The sequence below is a fragment of the Arthrobacter sp. I3 genome, assembly GCF_000520575.1.
In the GTDB taxonomy this organism is placed as follows: Bacteria; Actinomycetota; Actinomycetes; order Actinomycetales; family Micrococcaceae; genus Arthrobacter; species Arthrobacter humicola_A.
Map to the genome: position 1 here is coordinate 1 of NZ_KI914915.1, position 17,292 is coordinate 17,292.

A 17,292-nucleotide genomic window follows, 5' to 3' on the forward strand; every position below is an offset into this window, starting at 1 on the left:
TTCACCGGGGGCGGCGGGGCCGGATGCAGCACTGCGTTTATCGCGGCAACTGTACGGGCTGGAGATAGGCAATGGCGGCGCCGGTGAACGTGTACTCGATGTGAAGCCTGCCGGTGAGGGTTACGAGTGCGCCCGGGGGTTTCGTGCCGGAGGCCTCCGCGACGGTGACCCATTCTTTCACCGGGGGCGGCGGGGCCGGATGCAGCACTGCGTTTATCGCGGCAACTGTGGCGGTGACAGTCCCGGTGACGGGGGCGGCGCTGACGCAGACCACCGCACCGGCGAGGGTGACGACCAGGGCAGTCGAGGCCAGACGCAGGCCGCGTCGCAGGGAGTTGGTCCCGGCCAACGGCATGGATGCCCCGTCGGCGGCGTACTCATTGGTGATCCGGAATAGGTCAATGAGCCACCAGATGCCGGCGCCGCCCAGCGTCAACAGCTTCAAGGTGCCGGTACCCGGCTTGTGGAGGTAGAATCTGTCCGCGCCGCTGAAGCCCAGGAACAATGCCAGCAGCCACGCCGTGTGCAGGGAACGCATCGGCGGCAGTTCACCGTCGAAGACAAGCCCGTACTGCTCGGTCCTGGGCACATTCCCGATTCTGGAACAGCCACGTCCGGATGTCCACAGGCATCCGGTGTGCGCTTGCGACATGCACCGTCACGGTCCGTCCTGCGACTCGCGTTCCGGAGGCATGGCCGTTGCGTTGGCCGCAGCCGGTTCGGCCGGACGTTTTCCGGTGGCACTCCAGCTGGTGAGGAAGTCGAGCTGTTCCCGGGCTTGGCTTCCGGGTTCGGCGGTGTAGGCGATGAGGGTCAGGCCCTCTCCGGGGATTTCGAGTGCGTCACCGGTGAGTTCGATGTCTCCGATGAGCGGGTTGTGCAGTGTCTTGCGGGCCGAGCGGTGGACGCGGACGTTGTGCCGTGCCCAGCGTGTCGAGAATTCCGTGCTTCCGGTGGCGAGGTCACCAATGAGGCTGTTCAAGGCTCTGTCGTGCGGGTTGCGGCCTGCTTCAGTGCGGAGGGCGGCGGCAAGGTCATCTGCGAGGGTGTTCCATTCGAGAAAGAAATCCCCGGAACGCGGGTCCAGGAACATGAACCGTGCGAGGTTCAACGGCAGGGTCGCGGGGCTGAGGATGCCCTCGTAGAGGGCGAAGCAGAGGCTGTTGGCAGCCACGATGTCCATGCGGCTGGTACGGACATAGGCGGGAGTGCCGGTCATCCCGGCCAGTATCCGCTCTATGCTGGGCCGGACTTCGGCCCGTACCCGGCGCTTCCCAGGTTCCCGCGATGGCGCGGCGGCCCTGGCCAGATCGAGCAGGTGGGCCCGTTCGGCCTCGTCGAGCTGGAGCGCGGCGGCGAGGGATTCGAGGACGCTCTCGGATACTCCCCGCAGGTTTCCCCGTTCGAGCCGGGCATAGTATTCGGTGCTGACGCCGGTGAGCATGGCCACTTCCTCGCGTTTGAGGCCAGCCACCCGCCTCGTGCCGCCGTAGGCGGGCAACCCGGCCTGGGCGGGGGTGATGCGCGAGCGCCGGCTCATGAGGAACTCGCGGACGTCTTTACTGTTCTCCATGGCCTCTACGCTACGACGCCCCGGTCCGGCCTAACAGGAACTGGCAGTACACCGCACGGCAGGTACTCCCGGGCGCACAAATTGACTGGTTTTCTTGAATGAGTCCCGTATCGCCATCCTGCAAGGACACCATGTCTTCATCCACGCTCAGCCCCTCGAAAATGGTGGCCCGGCCGCGAGCATCGCTGGCGGCAGCCATCAACACCGCCCGGCAGGTCGGCGGCTCCCTCGGCGTCGCCATCTATGGCGCTCTCCTCGCCGGGCACAATTTCATGGACGGACTCCGCCTGGGCCTCGGCACCACCGCCGTCCTCCTCCTCATCCTCATCGCCGCGTCCCTGCGACTGCGGCATAGGGAAGCATCCCGGCCCTCAGCGTGACAGAACCACGGGCCACGCCACGAGCCCATCCGAAACCAAGCGTTAACCCGCACAAAGGAAATCCCATGAATAACGTGACCCTCAACAACGGCGTCCAGATGCCGATCCTCGGCTTCGGTGTCTTCCAGATCCCCGACGGCGAAACCCAAGCCGCCGTCGAAGCCGCCCTCTCGGCCGGCTACCGCCACCTGGACACGGCCGCCTCCTACGGCAACGAACAAGCCGTCGGCGCCGCGATCAAGGCCAGCGGGATCCCCCGCGAGGAGCTCTTCATCACTACCAAGCTATGGATCCAGCACGCACCCGCCGGCAACGTTCTGGACGACACCAGGCGCGCCTTCGGAAACTCCCTGGAACGGCTGGGGCTGGACTACCTCGACCTGTACCTGATCCACCAGCCGCTCGGGGACTACTACAGCGAGTGGCGGGCCATGCAGGAAATCAACAAGGAAGGCCTGGCCCGCGCGATCGGCGTGTCCAACTTCCACCCCGACCGCCTGGTCGACCTCATCGACCACAACGAGATCGTCCCGGCCGTCAACCAGATCGAAACCCACCCCTTCCACCAGCGCGCCACCGACCAGGAACTGATGCGCGAACGCGGCGTCCAGATCGAGTCCTGGGGCCCGTTCGCCGAGGGAAAGAACAACCTGTTCACCGATCCGCTCCTCAGCGCCATCGCCGAGGCGCACAGCAAGTCCGTGGCCCAGGTCGTCCTCCGCTGGCTCATCCAGCGCGATGTCGTCGTCATTCCCAAATCCGTCCGGCCCGACCGGATGGCCCAGAACCTCGATGTTTTCGACTTCGAGCTCACCGATGAGCAGATGAGCCGGATCGCCACCCTGGACACCGGCGCCAGCCTCTTCTTCGACCACCGCGACCCCGCCATGGTCAGCTGGCTGGGCGGACGCCGGATCGACTAACCACACCCGCCTTCCGTCCGGGTGGCCCGACCCGTCACCCGGACGGACCCCTTTGCCCTCCGCCCCGGGCCACCGCCGGCCCGGGGCGGCAATCACGACCAGGGAGACCCGTGATGAACACCAGCCCAGAGACCGTTGGCCGGCGCTCAGCCCTGCGCTCGGCCCTCAGCGGTCTGGGCGCCGCCATGATCACGGCCGGAACCTCGGGTTGCCGCCCGGTAGAACAGGACACCCCCATGCCCCCACAAGTCACGGCCAACTCTTCCTCCGCACAGATCACGCCGGAACCCCGGAAGAGCCGGCGTGTCCTGCTCGCCTACTTCTCCCGCGCGGGGGAGAACTATGACTACGGCGGTCGCACCAACCTCGACGTCGGCAACACCGAAGTACTGGCCGGCATGATCGGCACCCTCATTGCGTGCGACGTGCACCGCATCGAGGCCGCCGACCCCTACTCCGACGGCTACGACGCGACCGTCGCGCGCAACGTCCGCGAGCAGGACGGCAACGCACGCCCGGCCATCGTCTCGCCGCTGCCCTCGATCGAGGACTACGACACCGTGCTGCTGGCCAGCGGGATCTGGAACGTCCGGGCGCCGATGATCATGACGACATTCGCCGAGAGCTATGACTTCACCGGCAAGACAGTCCACCCCGTCACCACCCACGCCATGAGCGGTCTCGGCACCACTGAACGGGACTACGCCCGCTCCTGCCCCGGGGCCGTCATCGGCGAAGGGCTAGCGGTGCGGGGCGAGACAGTCCGGGACGCCGGGCCGGCTGTCGAGGCCTGGCTGCGCCGGGCACGGCTCCTCCAGGACTGTTCAAGCCCGGCAGGGTAATCTCCCCGCAGCCAATCCCAATCCACTGCTCACATCTCCGGAAAGGCCAACGGCCTGACCGAGACCGAACTCAAAGAGGCCATCATCCACCTGGCCTTCTACGCCGGCTGGCCCAAAGCGATGTCCGCCATCACGGTAGCCAAGGAAATATTCACCCCCTGACGGCGAGGCGGCAACGTAAGGTGTCCGAGCACTAGCCGTCGACAAAGAGGGCGCGGCCCCAATGCTTAAAGTTATGGCCCGGTTGCGGGCAGGACACTCAGTCCATCGATTAGGGTCGGGGCATGACCTTGAGCTTGGACGGCGCGCCGGACATTCGTGAGCAGGAATGCTCCTGTTGCGGGACGACCTTCGTCGTTGTGGATCACTTCAGCCTGATGAATGGCCGCACCCATGCCATTGCGAAGTCAGCACTTCATCACCATGGCGAAGAACATGAGGCGTGGATCGATGTCATATTTGGCCCATTCGGGGACGGGGCCACCGGAGAGCGAGTGAGCTTCGGCTGCCGAGTCGGTCCCACAGCTGGAGCCCGAGAACCGGCGGCTACTGTGGTGGACGCAGCCCAGCCATACCCTGACTCACCCCTTTGGGGCCACAAACTCTCACGCGAGGAAGCGCTCCAGCAGGACTCGCTGGCCCAATTCTTGGGCGTCGTGGACTGGCTGCTGAGTACGGATCCAACCGTTCACAGTCATGTCTACCGGAGGGACACGTCGAAGAGCCCCTCGACCGGGCGGATGACACACGATGGCGCCGGTCCGGGCTTTTGGACAAAGGTCCGTAAATGCCTGGAAATACGCCGAAGCTTATGAAGGCCCAGTCACCATCAAAGCTTCAAGTGCGCTGGAAAGTTCGTCACGCAGTCCTGTCAGGTCCGGGCAAGTCCCGGGATCGGCAATTGTGGTGATGGTCAGCGTGCCGGCGTAGGAGAGGACTGCAAAGGCAACCGTTACGTTACCGCTGATCGCTCCGAGTGGAATGATCCCGGTTACCGGCCTGCCCGCGATCGCCAGGGCGCGTTCGGGCCCCCGCAGGTTCGTGACGAATGTATGGACAAGGTGTTGGTGGTCTATGACGAAGCGGTAGGCGCCAAGGTGCGCTGCGACCCGGGATATGGGGCCGATGATTGCAGTGGAGGCCCCGGGAGGCCGCTGCTTGACACTCCTCATCGTTGCGGCAACAGCTGCCACCCGTCCTTTGGCCGGACCGACCGCGGGAACGGTCACCGGGATGATGCCGCTCCGGTTCCCCAGATAGGTGATTGTCGTGTGGCGGCGTGCAGAAAACAGCACGGAGATGACGAACTCTTCAACATATTCGCCCCGTGCCAGGAGCAGGCGGTGCAGGGCTGTCGCGACGGCGGTGAGGATGAGATCGTTGACCGTCGCTCCCTGCATGTGCGCGGCGGTTCTGACTGCCTCCATGTCGCAGCGGAGGACGGCAAGCGTCCGTTGCGGACCCGTCGGGCGGTTGAGTGAGGTGCGGGCAGCCCGGGGTTTGCCCGTCTGCCGCAGTTCGGAGGCTCCGGCGGCTGCGGTCCGCAGTGCGGCCGGGAGCCCGGCCAGTGCGTTGACTCGGCTCCTTGCAGCATCAATGGCCAGGTGCAGCGCCGAGTATGGAATCTCTGGCTCCCGGCGACCGTCCCACCCGGCTTCCGCGGCTGCCAGGGCCTCCAAGACGGCGAGACCTCCAATTCCATCCGTGAGGACATGATGAAAGACGAAAACAAGCGCTGACAGGTCCGGGCTCACGCCGGTGATGAGCTTGGCTGACCAGAGAGGACGGTCGCGGGACAGCGGCGCAGCGAGCATTTCGGCCGCAATGTTCAGCACCGCTTCCTCACCGCCGGGCGCCGGACAGGCGATCACGCCCAGATGGTGTGCTGGATCAAAGCCGGAATCATCCGCCCAAATGGGCCGCCCGCAGCCAAAGGGGACAGAGACCAGCCGCTGGCGCAGCCGGGGGACAGTGCCGAGCCGACGCGCCAGTGCTTCCAAGAGGGGTGCCGAATCTTCGCTGCCTTCCGTGCTGAGCATGAGGATGGCCCCGACTTGCATTGGCGCTGAGCCGATGTCCGCGTCCAAGGACATCATGTCCTCGGCGCTCACCCGGTCAACATGTTGTCTTGGCGTCATTTTCGGTCCCCGGAACCAGATCTCTGAATTCCCTGCACTCCTGGGAGGGAAGAAAACAGCAACCCACAAGTTGCTGAGCAGAGACAGCCGGCGACCCGACGTGGTCGTCATGTCCTCACTGTTGAGCGTACGCGGCCCAGAGGATAGGGCAGAACGTCCCGCTTGCCCGCCATAGCCGAAAAGCCACCAGCGGCCCTGAATGATTTGGAACAACGACGGCGGCAAGCCCCGCCGCTAGGACGCTTTCGCGCTGGTGGTACCGGGGCCGGCGTTGACTGCTGCCGCCACCAGGCGGTCGAAGCTGGCGGTTCCGTTCTCCGGAGGCACAACAGTGAACACCGCAACCCATTTCTCGGGGGCATGTTTCTCCAGAGTTGACGCCCGGGCCACATGCAGGTTCAGCCCGGGTACGCCGCTGACAAGGAGCGGAAGATGCTCGCCGGTCTTGGTCATGTGCCGGAATTGCCTGACCGACAATTGGTCACCCGGGCTGCTCGTGACCTCTGCGAGGGTGTCATTGATCCTCTTGGTCAGCCCCCGCATGAAGCGCTGCTGGGCCATGACCGTGCGCACCGTCAGAAGCGCGGCGAAGAAGAGGGTGAACAAAACCAGGGCACCGAAACTTCTGAGGAAGGGCAGAAATATCATCAGGAACAGGCACAGGATCAGCCCCAAAATACTCGACATGATGAACTTGAAGACGGGGTTTTCGCCCGGTTTCTTTGACCAGCGAACGAGGGCGACGATGTCCTTCCGGGGCTGATCGCGCCGTGAAATTTCCATGATTAGTACCCCTTCACTTCCATGAGCGCTTCGGCCAGGATGATTGCCTCGCGTGCTTCCTTGAGATCGCCCAGCAACCCCATATCGGGAATGGCTCCTGTGGCCGCGGTGGAGCCGGCGATTTCGGAAAAGATGCTGCTCAACTTTTCGCGGTCCTGTGACAGCATCCGGGACGACGTCAGCTTAATTCTGCTCAGCTCAAGCTCCAGCAGCGACTTGTCGATGGCCTCACGACGCCCTTGCATGACCGCCAGCTTCTCGGTGACACGCTGGACACGGCCGCGGAGCATTGATTCCATCTTTCCTGCCACGACGTGGAGTTCGCACAGCGCGGTGTAGGACTGCGGGGACCCGGAGTGAACGGCGAGCTGCTCACCGACGTAATGGCGCCGTCGTTCCCATTTCCGGACGGCGGACTCAGATGGTCCCAAGAGGAGGGAAACGGCTGCCAGCGCTTTGTCCAGCGACGCGGCCCGGGTGCTCAGGCTGCTAGTGGCGGCGTCCAGCCTCGACAGGAACGCGTCGTAGTTGTCGTGGGGCTGGGCGCTATCGGGATTCATGAGCCACCCGCGCGCGGTGGCGCGATTCCCCTCGCCGGAAATTGGGCCCGTCTCCCATGGCAAGAGGATAGAGGCTCCGGGCCCCGTTGGCATAGAGTGCGGCTTTGGATCCGGAGCATTTCGGGCCCGTGTCAGCGACACAAGGCACCATTAACACCGGGGAAGCACGGCGTGCGGGTCGCCGGGGGCGTGCGGCTCCCGGAGGGCGTGCGGCTCCCGGAGGGCGTCCGGGTCATGGACTCCGGCGGCGCCGGGAAGGGGGCGGTGGGGTAGTAACGGGCGACCTGTCGCATGTAGTTCGCCCACTGCGGTCCGGCGAGCATGTAGCCGTCAATGGCCTTGTAGAACTTCCCGTTGACGGTGATGTTCTGCCCGGGCCTCTTCTGGCCCTCCAGGGCGTCGCCGAAGAAGGAAGCCGTCGCGAGGCCGCTTGTGTAGCCCACCACCCAGGTGGCGCCATTGGTATTGGACGTGCCCGTCTTGGCCGCGACCGGGAACCGCTCCTGGACCTTGGGCTTGATGTAAACGCCGGACCCGCGTTTCAGCACGTCCTGCAGCACGGCGTTCACGCCGCGGGCGACCTCGGGCTTGATCGCCCTGTGACAGGAGCTGGTCTCGGCCGGCAGTTTCTGTCCCGCCGCGTCGTTCACTGCCGAAATGGCAATCGGTGCGCAGTAGGTGCCGTCGTTGGCAAAGGTGGCAAACGCGTTGGCCAGATGGAGCGGCGCTACGCCAATGGCGCCCAGCAGATTGCCCAGCTGGTGCATGTTCACCCGGGCGTTGTCCACGCCGCTATGGATCCCTGCGGCGTCCACCATTTTCTGGATGCCGCAGAAATCTAGCTGAGTGGCCTCGGCGAAGGTGGCGGTGTTGATGGAGTTGTAGAGACCGTAGTTGACGGGCATCCTGCGGTAGTACCCGGGGTCGTTGTTCTGCAGGTCATCCGCGGCGCCGAGCTGTTTTTGGCTGGTGCTGTAGGCGCCGAGCACCCTGCCGCAGCTGGACCTCCATGGAAACCCGAGGGGATAGGACCGCCGGGAGGCGTCCACCATGGCGGTCAGGGATTTGCCCTCGTTGAGCCATTCGGCAAACGTGAACGGTTTCATGGTGGAACCGGGCTGGAATCCGCCGGCGCCGTTGAGATCGTTGCCGTTGGCGTCCTTGGAATCGACGTTGAAGTTCAGTTGCGTGTCGAATTTGCCAGGTGCCGGGAGAAACACGGTGTTTTGCGCCATCGCCAGGATCTTGCCGGTGCCGGGTGCGATGGAGACCATCGCGGCGCCCCATTTGTCCGGGTTGGCCCCGGCCGTGGCATCGACCTGCGCCTGCGCGGCCAATTGGAGCCGGCTGTCCAGGGTGGTGGTGATGGTCAGGCCGCCGCGGAACAGCTTCCGCTCGCGTTCGCCAATATCCGCGCCGTAGGCCGGGTTGTTGAGAATGAGGTGGGAGACGTAGTCGCAGAAGTACGGTGCCATTTCCGCGCCGGCGCACCCCTGCCTCCCGGGGGTGATCTTGAGATCCACCGGGGCGGCTACGGCCGCATCGTGCTGCGCTAGGGTGATGGCGCCATAGCTGAGCATCTTGGCGAGAACCTGGTTGCGCCGCTGGACGGCGTTTTCCGGATGAACGTCAGGATTGTAAAAGCTGGGGCTGTTCACGAGGCCGGCCAGCAGGGCAGCCTGGGGCAGCGTGAGGTCCTTGGCAGTGGTGTTGAAGAAGTAGCGGGACGCAGCTTCGATGCCGTAGGCGTCCCGGGCGAAAAACACGATGTTCAGGTACCCCTCCAGGATCTGGTCCTTGGTGTATTTCTTCTCCAGTTCGACGGCGAGCCTCATCTCGCGGATCTTGTCGGCCATGCTCTTTTGCCCGTTGAGGACAATCTGGTCGCCCTTGTCCGCCGACACTAGGGATTCGTTGAGCACGTTGGTGACGTACTGCTGGGTCAGGGTGGAGGCGCCCTGCCTGCCGCCGTTGGTCAAGTTGGACACCAGCGCCCGGAGAATCCCCTGGGGGTCAATGCCGGCATGTTCGTAAAAGCGGCGGTCCTCGATCGCGACGATCGCGTCCTTGATGTACGGGGACATCTGGTCGAGCCGGACCTTCACGCGGTTTTCAGCATAGAAGGTGGCGATCGGTTTCCCGTCGGCGGTGAGCACCCTGGTCGATTCCGACGGCGGATCAACTGTCAGTTCCGAGGGGAGGCTGTTGAACAATTTGATCGAGTCGCTGACGGCTACGCCGGTCGCGGCCACCGTGGGGACCAGAAGGCTGGCGGCCAGGACGCCGCAAACCGCGCTCGCCGTCAGGAAGCCGAACAGCCTCCACAGGGTCGCGGCTACTAGGGATCCGGTGCTTTTCCTGGGCGACATGGTGCCTGGACAGGCTAGGTCAATGAGTCGATGGCGACGGTGATCGCCAGCAAGAGCGGGACGTCCTCGCCGCCCGCGATTTCGACGCCGTAGGACTCGCGCACGCGGAACCACTTCTTGGAGATCGTGGCGACCGTATGGCCGTCGCGCTCGATCTCGTACTCGTGGTCGACGATGTTGCCGTGTGCCTTCATGTCGGGGCCGCCTTTTACGTCGATCGAGAAGCGGTCCCGGAGCCCTACCAGGGCCTTGTGCACCGTCGCAGCGGTGTCGCCGCCGCGTTCGATGGCCACCTTGTCCCGGACCGAGAGCTTGCGCTCCTGGATTCGCGCCACCTCGTTTCCCGAGGCGTCCTCCAAAACGAACGTGTCCCGGATTCGGACCGCCTTGCCGTTGACCTTGTAGGCGCGTTGGCCGTGGCTGTCTTCGATCCAGAAGTCGTCCCCGATCGACAGCAGTTTCTCGCGCATCTGAAACCGCTCGCCCATGGGTTCGTCATGCCGGTGCCGCAATAGTCCCATGCCCTGACCATAGGACCGCTCCGCCGGCCGGCACCTCACCCGAACCGGATGGTCCGGGCCGCTGAAGTGTCCTCGCTGGTAACCTGAACATCATTGTTTGAGTAGTCAAAGGGGCTGGGAGGGCCGGTGCCGGAAGAGCAGAAAGAACGCACCAAGCGGGCGGACGCCGTCCGGAACAAAGATGCCATCATTGACGCCGCGTTGACACGCCTCAGTGACAATCCCGGGGCAAGCATGGCTGAAATTGCTCGGGTTGCGGGGGTGGGCAGGGTGACCCTCTACGGGCACTTCGCAGACCGGAAGGACCTGGTTGGCGCCGTGTTCGAGAGAGCCATGGACCGCGCCGAGGCCGAACTCGCCGCTGTTGACATCGAGCAAGACACCTGGAACTCCCTGCAGGAGATCGTCCAGTCATCCTGGCGGGTCCTCCATCAATTCAACGCGCTTTTGGCAGCGGCCGAACCATACCTCTCAACCGACCAAATCAGGGCTCACCACGACAAGCCGCTGGCCCGGGTGATGTCGGTACTGGAAAAGGGCAGGAGTGAGGGGATCTTCCGTACCGATCATTCCCTCACGTGGCAGGCCGCCTGCTTCTACGCCATCCTCCACAGCGCGGCGGCCGAAATCCGGGCGGAACGACTGGATGAGGTGGCGGCGGCAAAGATCCTTCCGTCAACGATCCGGGCCCTCCTGGTCCCGCCGGACCTGCCGACCGATAAATCTCTCCACTAGATCTACTGGGTGCCGCCGTGGCGCAGGAACTCGGCGATCTTCGTTGCCATGGCCTTGGACTGCGTCCAGTGCAGGTAGTGCTCGCTCCCAAGGACCACCAGCTCGTGGCGCCGTACGTTGGCCAGCTGCCGTTCGTGCGCGCCGTACCAGTCCGGCTGCTGGTTCATCGTGTCCTGTGACAGGAAGTAGAGCACCGGAAGGGCGTCGGGGTAGCGGAGATCCTGGAGCTTGGCGGCATTCCCGCCCATCCGGAGAGTTTCATCAGTGACTGCCGGGTTGCCGAAGTTCCAGCTCGCTATCTGACGCATTTGTTGGCGTTCAGCTGCCGTGAAGCTGCCGCCGCCGGGTTCTCCAAAACCCAGCGCCGTGGCCCAGCGGACCAGGCCTGTGGTCGAGGGTGCATGCGCCCACCAGTAGTCCGCTGCAGGCACCTCGGCGGGGTCGGTGGTTCCGCCCGTGGACATTCTGCTGGCCGGGACGGTAGGGTCGATGCCGATAACGGCGGACACCTCCGCTGGATACTTGTTCGCGTAGTACAGCGTGGAAAAGCCGGCGATCGAGTGGCCCATGAGAGTGTAGGGCGCTCTGATGCCGAGCTTTAACAGCACTTTATGAAGTTCTTCGGCGATGTTTTCTACGGTCCTTGGCCGGGCAGTCATGTCGCTTAAGCCGTAGCCGAATCCCTCAACAATCACTGTTCGGAAGCCGCGCATTTCCCGGACCAAGGGGGCAAAATCGAGCCCCGGGGCAGGGGTCCCGAGTCCACTGAGCAGCACGACCGTCGGCCCGGTCTCGCCGGTGCGGATGACATTGATGGTTCCCTCAATGAGGTGAACCTTTTCGCCGTATGCGACCGTGTGGGACTTTTCGAACTGTTCCAGGATGAGATTGGCCGACGTCGAGGCGGCGAGCAAGCCGGCAACGCTCAGCGCCACCACCCCCGCCATGCGCAGGCCCCGCCTCCACCGACGCCTGCGGGGCGGATTGTCCAGGGCTGGGCGGGTAGGGCGCGGCATCATGGCAAGACTCCAGAACGAAGGAACTGAGGTAGGCGGTGCGACGTCTCCGCGCTGGGACCGGTCCGGTCAGGCACTTTTGTTGACCAAAATAAATTATACAGCGCTGTTTGAGATAAAGCTCTGGTTGATCAAGCCCAAGCTTTTTACAACCCCCGCCCACTCGCCATGAGAATCAATTCTGCCCGCGCAGCCGTAACCCCCTGATCCTCACGGCCGGCTGGTTGGCGGTGGGCCTCCCGGCGCCGGCCCGGGCTTCGGGAGTCCACGACTGCGTCTGCGCGCTTCGTGAACGCACCGGCCGATCTCCACCTGACCGGCACCAGCCCGGCCATCGACCGCGCCGGAACGAGCCTGTCCGCCGTCGACCTCGCCGGAAGTCCCGTGTCCCAGGACGGGGACTGCAACGGGACGGCCGCTGCCGATTCGGGGGCCTACGAGTTCGACTCGCCCAGCTGCTGACCTACGTTGTGCCAGCATCGGCTCAGCTGGTGCCGGCGTGGCTCCAGCGCTGCTCGATCCGGCCAAATTTCCAGACGGCGAGCGCGATCAGCCAGATGATGACGAAGAGGCCGACGATGATGTACCCGACGTTTTCGAGGTCCAGCGAACCGATGGCGGCCGCCGGCCCCGATTCGAGTCCCAACTTGTCCGCCACGAGCCCAAGCAGCACGGTGACACCGACCACCAGGGCCACAATCACCGAGAGCACCGTGACTGTGAGGTTGTAGAAGACCTTGCGGACCGGCTTCAGGAACGCCCACCCATAAGCCCTGGACATGAACACGCCGTCGGCGGTGTCGAAAATGCTCATTCCGGAGGCGAACAGCACCGGCAGGACCAGGATGGCGTACCAGGGCAGGGAGAAGGCCGCGGAACCGGCGGCGAGCACGAGCAGGGCTACCTGGGAGGCAGTGTCGAATCCCAGGCCCATCAGCAGGCCGACGGGATAGATGTGCCATGGCTTGGTGATCCGCCGGATGGTTCCGCCGAGGAGCCTTGCCAGGAAGCCCCGGTTGTTGAGCTGGTGCTCAAGCTCAGCCTCGTCCAGTTCCCCGGTCCGCATCCCGCGGAACACCCGGGCGATGCCGACCACCGAGACGAGGTTCATCAGACCGATCAGGATCAGGAACGTTCCAGCCACGACGCTTCCCACCAGTCCAAGCGTCTGCATCAGCGCCGAGTCCCCGCCCTGCACGGTGCCGGCCATGGCCCTCGCGCCGAGGGCCAGGAGCAGCGCCGCGCCGAACACCACGGTGGAGTGGCCCAGCGAGAACCAGAAGCCCACCCCCAGCGCGGCCTTTCCCTCGCCGACCAGCTTGCGGGTGGTGTTGTCGATGACGGCGATGTGGTCGGCGTCGAACGCGTGCCGCACCCCCAGCAGAAAGGCGGTAACGCCCAGGCCCACCCCGTACACGCCGGAGCGGCCCAGCGCGAAGTTCTGCGGAGCCACGGCCAGGGTCAGCACACTCCAGCCGACCACGTTGAGCAGGAGTACGAAGCCGGTGATGCCGGCGAGATGGAACTTGTCCCGGCGTTCCCAGCGACTGGACGTCGCCCGAACCGGCTGCGCTACAGGCAACAAGTTGCTCATAATCCGTAAGGGTAGGCGCGGGGGTCGCCGCTGCCAAGACCTCGCGGACTGCGGAACTGCGCGTGGCCGTGTTGCCCCCGGCATCGTCTCCGCGTGCACCGTTGACACGGCGATGCCCGGCCCTATCCGCCGGTGCGGCCTCCATGCAAGCATGGGGTTCACCGATCATGCACAGCACTCCGATCATGCACAGGGAGGGGACTCGATGAAATCCAATGAACTGCTGCTGGATGCCTTCGGCCGGATCCGTGAGACGGTGGACGCGGCCCTGGCCGGGGTTGATGATGCCACCCTGCTCCGACGGCCCGGAGGCAACGGGAATTCAATGGCCTGGCTCATCTGGCACCTCAGCAGGGTCGAGGACGCGCAAGTCGCCTCCGCCGCGGGCCTGGACCAAGTGTGGACCTCGGAAGGGTTTGCCGCCCGCTTCGGCCTGCCGCTCTCCAAGCGGGACACGGGCTACGGCCATACGAGCGGCCAGGTGGACGCGGTGCAGGCACCGCCGGAACTGTTGCTCGAATACTACGAAGCCGTCCACCGGCAGACCGTGAATTTTCTGGAGAACCTCGGCGACGACGACTTCGACCGGATCGTCGATACCCGCTGGGACCCGCCCGTCACCCTCGGGGTGCGGCTGGTCAGCACGATTGCCGACTGCCTCCAGCACGTGGGGCAGGCGGCCTACGCAAAGGGCCTGGATTCCGCGCGCGGGCACGGCTAGGCGGTCCCTGCCATGCAGACGGCCGATATTCGCGGACTCTTCCCGGGGCTACAGGAGACCATCTATCTCAACACCGCCTCGATGAACGTCGGCTGTGCACCCGCCCGCGAGGCCTACGAACTGGCCGTCGAGCGCTGGTCCGCCGGCAGGTTCGACTGGATGGATGCCGAGCGGGCAGGGGAGGAGGCACGCACCATGTTCGCGGAGATCGTCGGGGCGACGGCGGGGGAGATCGCGATCGTCCCGGCCGTGAGCACAGCCGCCGGGATAGTGGCCGCCAACCTGCCGCCGGCGAAGCGCGGCGAGAACGTCGTGGTTGCCGGGAACGAATTCGCCTCGAACTATTACCCCTGGCTCCTGCTCCGCAACCGCGGTTACGAGGTCCGGGCCGTGGCACCGGGCGGTGACGGCGTGACGGCCGAGGAATTTGGCCAGGCGGCCGACGGCGGCACCCGTCTGATCGCAGTGAGTGCCGTCCATTCGGCCAACGGCTACCGGGCGGACCTGGCCGCACTCAGCCGGGTCGCGGCCCGCTCCGGCGCCTGGTTCTTCGTCGACGCCTGCCAGGCCGCGGGCGCGGTGCCCCTGGATGTGGTGCGCGACGGCGTGGATTTCCTGGCCGCCGCGAGCCACAAGTTCCTGCTCGGCTCCAGGGGCATGGGCTACCTCTATGTCCGCAGCGGGCTGCTAGACCGGATCCAACCCGTCGGTCCCGGCTGGAAGGCCGCGCGCAACCCGGCCGAGAGCTTCTACGGACCGGCCATGGACCTCTCACCCACGGCCTCGAAGCTCGACGCCTCCTTGGCGTGGTTTCCCGCCCTGGCCGAGCAGGCGGCGCTCGGCATCTTCCGCAGGTTCGGCATCGGGGCCTTGCTCGATCGCAACGCCCGGCTCGCCCTGCGTCTTCAGGAGGCCCTGGCGGCGCAGGGCTCCGCGTTCCGGCCGTTCGCCGAGCAGCACCGCTCCACGATCTTCTCCGTGCCGGTGACAGACACCGAGGCGGTCCTGGCGCGGTTCCGCCGGGCCAACGTGGTGGCATCGGTCCGGGAGGGCAGAATCCGGCTGGCGGTACATTTCTACAATCTGGATGAAGAACTCGATCGCGTGGCCGGGCTGATCGGGCGAGGGTGAGCGGCGGCGGTGCCTCTCATGGAAACTGGGGCCGCCGCAGCACCGGTACTAGGCGCGCCCATGGTCCTTACCGTCGCTGGCGTACGCGAGGCCGATCTGGCGCCGAACTTCGTCCATGGCCTCCATGACCTGAACGCTCTGCCGGGGCGGCAGGATGTCGGTGGCCATGGAGCCGGCCGCAATGAGCCGCTCCATTTCCTGCGCCTGGTATTGCATGCCGCGGCCGGTGACGGGTTCATCGAATCGCTCGACGACGTTTCCGTCGGCGTCGTATCTGGTGAAGGCCGACGGCGTGTACCAGACTGACGGGATCTCGATCCGGCCTTCGGTTCCGATGATCGAGGCCTGGTTTGGTCCTGCCGTGTCCAGCGCGCAGTGCAGCACGGCCTGCTGCCCGCCACCGTATTCGAAGATCATCGCGGTCTGCCGGTCAACTCCGGTTTCAGTCATGCTGGCCGCTGCCCGGATCCCGGTCGGCGCCCCGAAGACGTCGAAGGCGAAGGAGACGGGGTAGATGCCCAGGTCCAGGAGCGCTCCGCCGCCCAGCGCCGGGTCGTTGAGGCGGTGCGCCGGATCTTTGGGCAGATTCTGGTTGTGGTCAGCGATCACTGTGCGGACCTCGCCCAGGGCGCCGGACCGAATCAGCTCACGGATGCGGACCATGTGCGGAAGGTAGCGGGTCCACATGGCCTCAAGGGCGATCAGCCCTTTCGTCTCGGCGAGCTCCACGATCTCCCGGGCCTGCCAGGCGTTCATGGCGAAGGGCTTTTCGATCAGCACGTGTTTACCGGCGTCCAGGGCCAACAGCGCATTCTCGTGATGGAACGGGTGCGGCGTCGAAACGTAGACAACATCGACGTCCGGGTCGGCCACGAGGTCCGCGTAGCTTCCATGGGACGTGGGGATCTTAAACCGGGCCGCGAACTCGGTCGCGGATGCCATGGTCCTGGAGCCAACGGCCTGGACCACCGAGCCGTTGTCGATCAGGTCCGGCGTTTGCAGTCCGGCGATGAACCCGGTGCCGAGAATTCCCCATCTGGCCCGGGGCGTGGAGAGACCTGCGGTGCCGGGTGTGGCGTGCTCTGACATGCGTTTGGGTTCCCTTCGACCATGCGGTCACGAAAGCATCGTGCGGCTCGTGGAGCGTCCACGGCTTCGCGGGACGTGTTCGTATCCTAATCCCGATGCCGGAACTCACGGTGTGAGCGGACCCCGAAGCACACGCAGGGCCGCGGCGGCGTCACCTTCAATGATGGCGTTCTCTGCCAGGTTGGATCGACCCCAAAGACCCAGATACATCACCGGCACAGGGGCGGAAATCAAGGCCACGGCGGCACCAGGTCCCAGTGTCCAGCTGGCGGCCCCTGGCACCTGGAAGGTCACAGCTTTGTCCGGGGGCGCCATCCGAGCGGACCCCGAAGCACACGCAGGGCCGCGGCGGCGTCACCTTCAATGATGGCGTTCTCTGCCAGGTTGGATCGACCCCAAAGACCCAGATACATCACCGGCACAGGGGCGGAAATCAAGGCCACGGCGGCACCAGGTCCCAGTGTCCAGCTGGCGGCCCCTGGCACCTGGAAGGTCACAGCTTTGTCCGGGGGCGCCATCCGGTCCAGTCGCAGTAGCCGCGGCGCGAACATCGCCAGGACCTCGTCGACACCGTCGAGCATGAAGTTGTCGGCCAGCGCGGGGATCTCCAGGCCAAGCGCCTGGCAGGCGTCGACCAGGTGGATGGCATGTTCGTGGGCCTGTCGCCGAAGCCAGAACCGGGCGGTGCGCGGCGGCGGGCCAAAGGTCCAGCATTCGCTCTCTGGATCAAGGCCTGTCATTGTCTCGAGGAAGGGTGCGGTGCCCGCCAGAAACCAGGCCGCGGCGCCCTCGGCCGGCGGTGCAGTTTCCTGGACAAAGGTGCCCGTCCGGACCACCCCGGCTGCCCACCTCTCGATTGAGCCGAGATGCCCGAAAAGCTGCTCGAGCGTCCAGGCGGGGCACGCCGGAACGGCGCC

General features: G+C 65.2%; 18 protein-coding genes and 1 pseudogene. 8 read left to right on the top strand and 11 right to left on the bottom strand.

Annotation, left to right across the window (positions count from 1 at the left end; genetic code table 11):
* Window positions 1-37 precede the first annotated feature (37 nt).
* Both Y706_RS27430 and Y706_RS0107695 read right to left on the bottom strand, forming a co-directional pair.
* Window positions 38-589: a TM2 domain-containing protein gene (locus Y706_RS27430; protein WP_052355031.1), complete on the bottom strand. Its 552-nt coding sequence runs from the start codon at window positions 587-589 to the stop codon at window positions 38-40.
* A gap of 69 nt (window positions 590-658) precedes the next feature.
* On the bottom strand, window positions 659-1,573 hold the full coding sequence (locus Y706_RS0107695) for a helix-turn-helix transcriptional regulator (RefSeq protein WP_028276141.1): 915 nt from the start codon (window positions 1,571-1,573) through the stop codon (window positions 659-661).
* 131 nt (window positions 1,574-1,704) lie between these two features.
* Between Y706_RS0107695 and Y706_RS0107700 the strand changes: the two genes are divergently transcribed.
* From Y706_RS0107700 to Y706_RS27935, 4 genes and pseudogenes are all read left to right on the top strand, one after another.
* A complete protein-coding gene (locus tag Y706_RS0107700; protein ID WP_156945087.1) occupies window positions 1,705-1,953 on the top strand; it encodes a hypothetical protein in 249 nt (82 codons plus the stop codon).
* 65 nt (window positions 1,954-2,018) lie between these two features.
* Window positions 2,019-2,876 (top strand): aldo/keto reductase, encoded by an 858-nt coding sequence (locus Y706_RS0107705; protein ID WP_028276143.1) that lies wholly within the window; start codon window positions 2,019-2,021, stop codon window positions 2,874-2,876.
* 113 nt (window positions 2,877-2,989) lie between these two features.
* Window positions 2,990-3,718 (top strand): flavodoxin, encoded by a 729-nt coding sequence (locus tag Y706_RS0107710; RefSeq protein WP_028276144.1) that lies wholly within the window; start codon window positions 2,990-2,992, stop codon window positions 3,716-3,718.
* Window positions 3,719-3,748: 30 nt separating this feature from the next.
* Window positions 3,749-3,880: pseudogene (locus Y706_RS27935) on the top strand (carboxymuconolactone decarboxylase family protein); the annotation flags it as partial.
* Window positions 3,881-4,527: 647 nt separating this feature from the next.
* On the opposite strand, the gene Y706_RS0107715 reads toward Y706_RS27935, so the two are convergent.
* From Y706_RS0107715 to Y706_RS0107735, 5 genes are all read right to left on the bottom strand, one after another.
* Complete coding sequence (locus Y706_RS0107715; RefSeq protein WP_028276145.1) at window positions 4,528-5,856, bottom strand: wax ester/triacylglycerol synthase domain-containing protein; 1,329 nt, start codon at window positions 5,854-5,856, stop codon at window positions 4,528-4,530.
* 234 nt (window positions 5,857-6,090) lie between these two features.
* Complete coding sequence (locus Y706_RS0107720; RefSeq protein WP_028276146.1) at window positions 6,091-6,639, bottom strand: hypothetical protein; 549 nt, start codon at window positions 6,637-6,639, stop codon at window positions 6,091-6,093.
* Between the two features lie 2 nt (window positions 6,640-6,641).
* Window positions 6,642-7,199 (bottom strand): hypothetical protein, encoded by a 558-nt coding sequence (locus Y706_RS0107725; protein ID WP_028276147.1) that lies wholly within the window; start codon window positions 7,197-7,199, stop codon window positions 6,642-6,644.
* A gap of 131 nt (window positions 7,200-7,330) precedes the next feature.
* Window positions 7,331-9,568 (bottom strand): transglycosylase domain-containing protein, encoded by a 2,238-nt coding sequence (locus Y706_RS0107730; protein ID WP_043435370.1) that lies wholly within the window; start codon window positions 9,566-9,568, stop codon window positions 7,331-7,333.
* Between the two features lie 14 nt (window positions 9,569-9,582).
* Window positions 9,583-10,089, bottom strand: a complete 507-nt coding sequence (locus Y706_RS0107735) for an LURP-one-related/scramblase family protein (RefSeq protein WP_028276149.1) — start codon at window positions 10,087-10,089, stop codon at window positions 9,583-9,585.
* A gap of 234 nt (window positions 10,090-10,323) precedes the next feature.
* Between Y706_RS0107735 and Y706_RS0107740 the strand changes: the two genes are divergently transcribed.
* The gene (locus Y706_RS0107740; protein WP_156945088.1) at window positions 10,324-10,824 is read left to right on the top strand and encodes a TetR/AcrR family transcriptional regulator; all 501 of its coding nucleotides are present in this window, start codon (window positions 10,324-10,326) and stop codon (window positions 10,822-10,824) included.
* 2 nt (window positions 10,825-10,826) lie between these two features.
* Here the strand turns inward: Y706_RS0107740 and Y706_RS0107745 are convergent, their stop codons facing one another.
* Window positions 10,827-11,771 carry an alpha/beta fold hydrolase gene (locus Y706_RS0107745; RefSeq protein WP_253906717.1) on the bottom strand — a complete coding sequence of 315 codons (945 nt, stop codon included), beginning with the start codon at window positions 11,769-11,771 and terminating at the stop codon, window positions 10,827-10,829.
* 357 nt (window positions 11,772-12,128) lie between these two features.
* Between Y706_RS0107745 and Y706_RS27945 the strand changes: the two genes are divergently transcribed.
* A complete protein-coding gene (locus tag Y706_RS27945) occupies window positions 12,129-12,302 on the top strand; it encodes a choice-of-anchor Q domain-containing protein (protein WP_253906718.1) in 174 nt (57 codons plus the stop codon).
* Between the two features lie 22 nt (window positions 12,303-12,324).
* Here the strand turns inward: Y706_RS27945 and Y706_RS0107755 are convergent, their stop codons facing one another.
* The gene (locus Y706_RS0107755) at window positions 12,325-13,434 is read right to left on the bottom strand and encodes a Nickel transporter NicT (protein WP_043435376.1); all 1,110 of its coding nucleotides are present in this window, start codon (window positions 13,432-13,434) and stop codon (window positions 12,325-12,327) included.
* 205 nt (window positions 13,435-13,639) lie between these two features.
* On the opposite strand from Y706_RS0107755, the gene Y706_RS0107760 reads away from it, so the two are divergent.
* Window positions 13,640-14,155 carry a mycothiol transferase gene (locus tag Y706_RS0107760; protein WP_028276153.1) on the top strand — a complete coding sequence of 172 codons (516 nt, stop codon included), beginning with the start codon at window positions 13,640-13,642 and terminating at the stop codon, window positions 14,153-14,155.
* A 12-nt stretch (window positions 14,156-14,167) separates the two neighbouring features.
* Complete coding sequence (locus Y706_RS0107765) at window positions 14,168-15,286, top strand: aminotransferase class V-fold PLP-dependent enzyme (protein WP_028276154.1); 1,119 nt, start codon at window positions 14,168-14,170, stop codon at window positions 15,284-15,286.
* A gap of 48 nt (window positions 15,287-15,334) precedes the next feature.
* Here the strand turns inward: Y706_RS0107765 and Y706_RS0107770 are convergent, their stop codons facing one another.
* Together Y706_RS0107770 and Y706_RS24200 are read right to left on the bottom strand one after the other, a co-directional pair.
* A complete protein-coding gene (locus Y706_RS0107770) occupies window positions 15,335-16,375 on the bottom strand; it encodes a Gfo/Idh/MocA family protein (RefSeq protein ID WP_028276155.1) in 1,041 nt (346 codons plus the stop codon).
* A gap of 290 nt (window positions 16,376-16,665) precedes the next feature.
* The coding region (locus Y706_RS24200) for a maleylpyruvate isomerase family mycothiol-dependent enzyme (protein WP_043435411.1) at window positions 16,666-17,292 on the bottom strand (627 nt) is incomplete at its 5' end.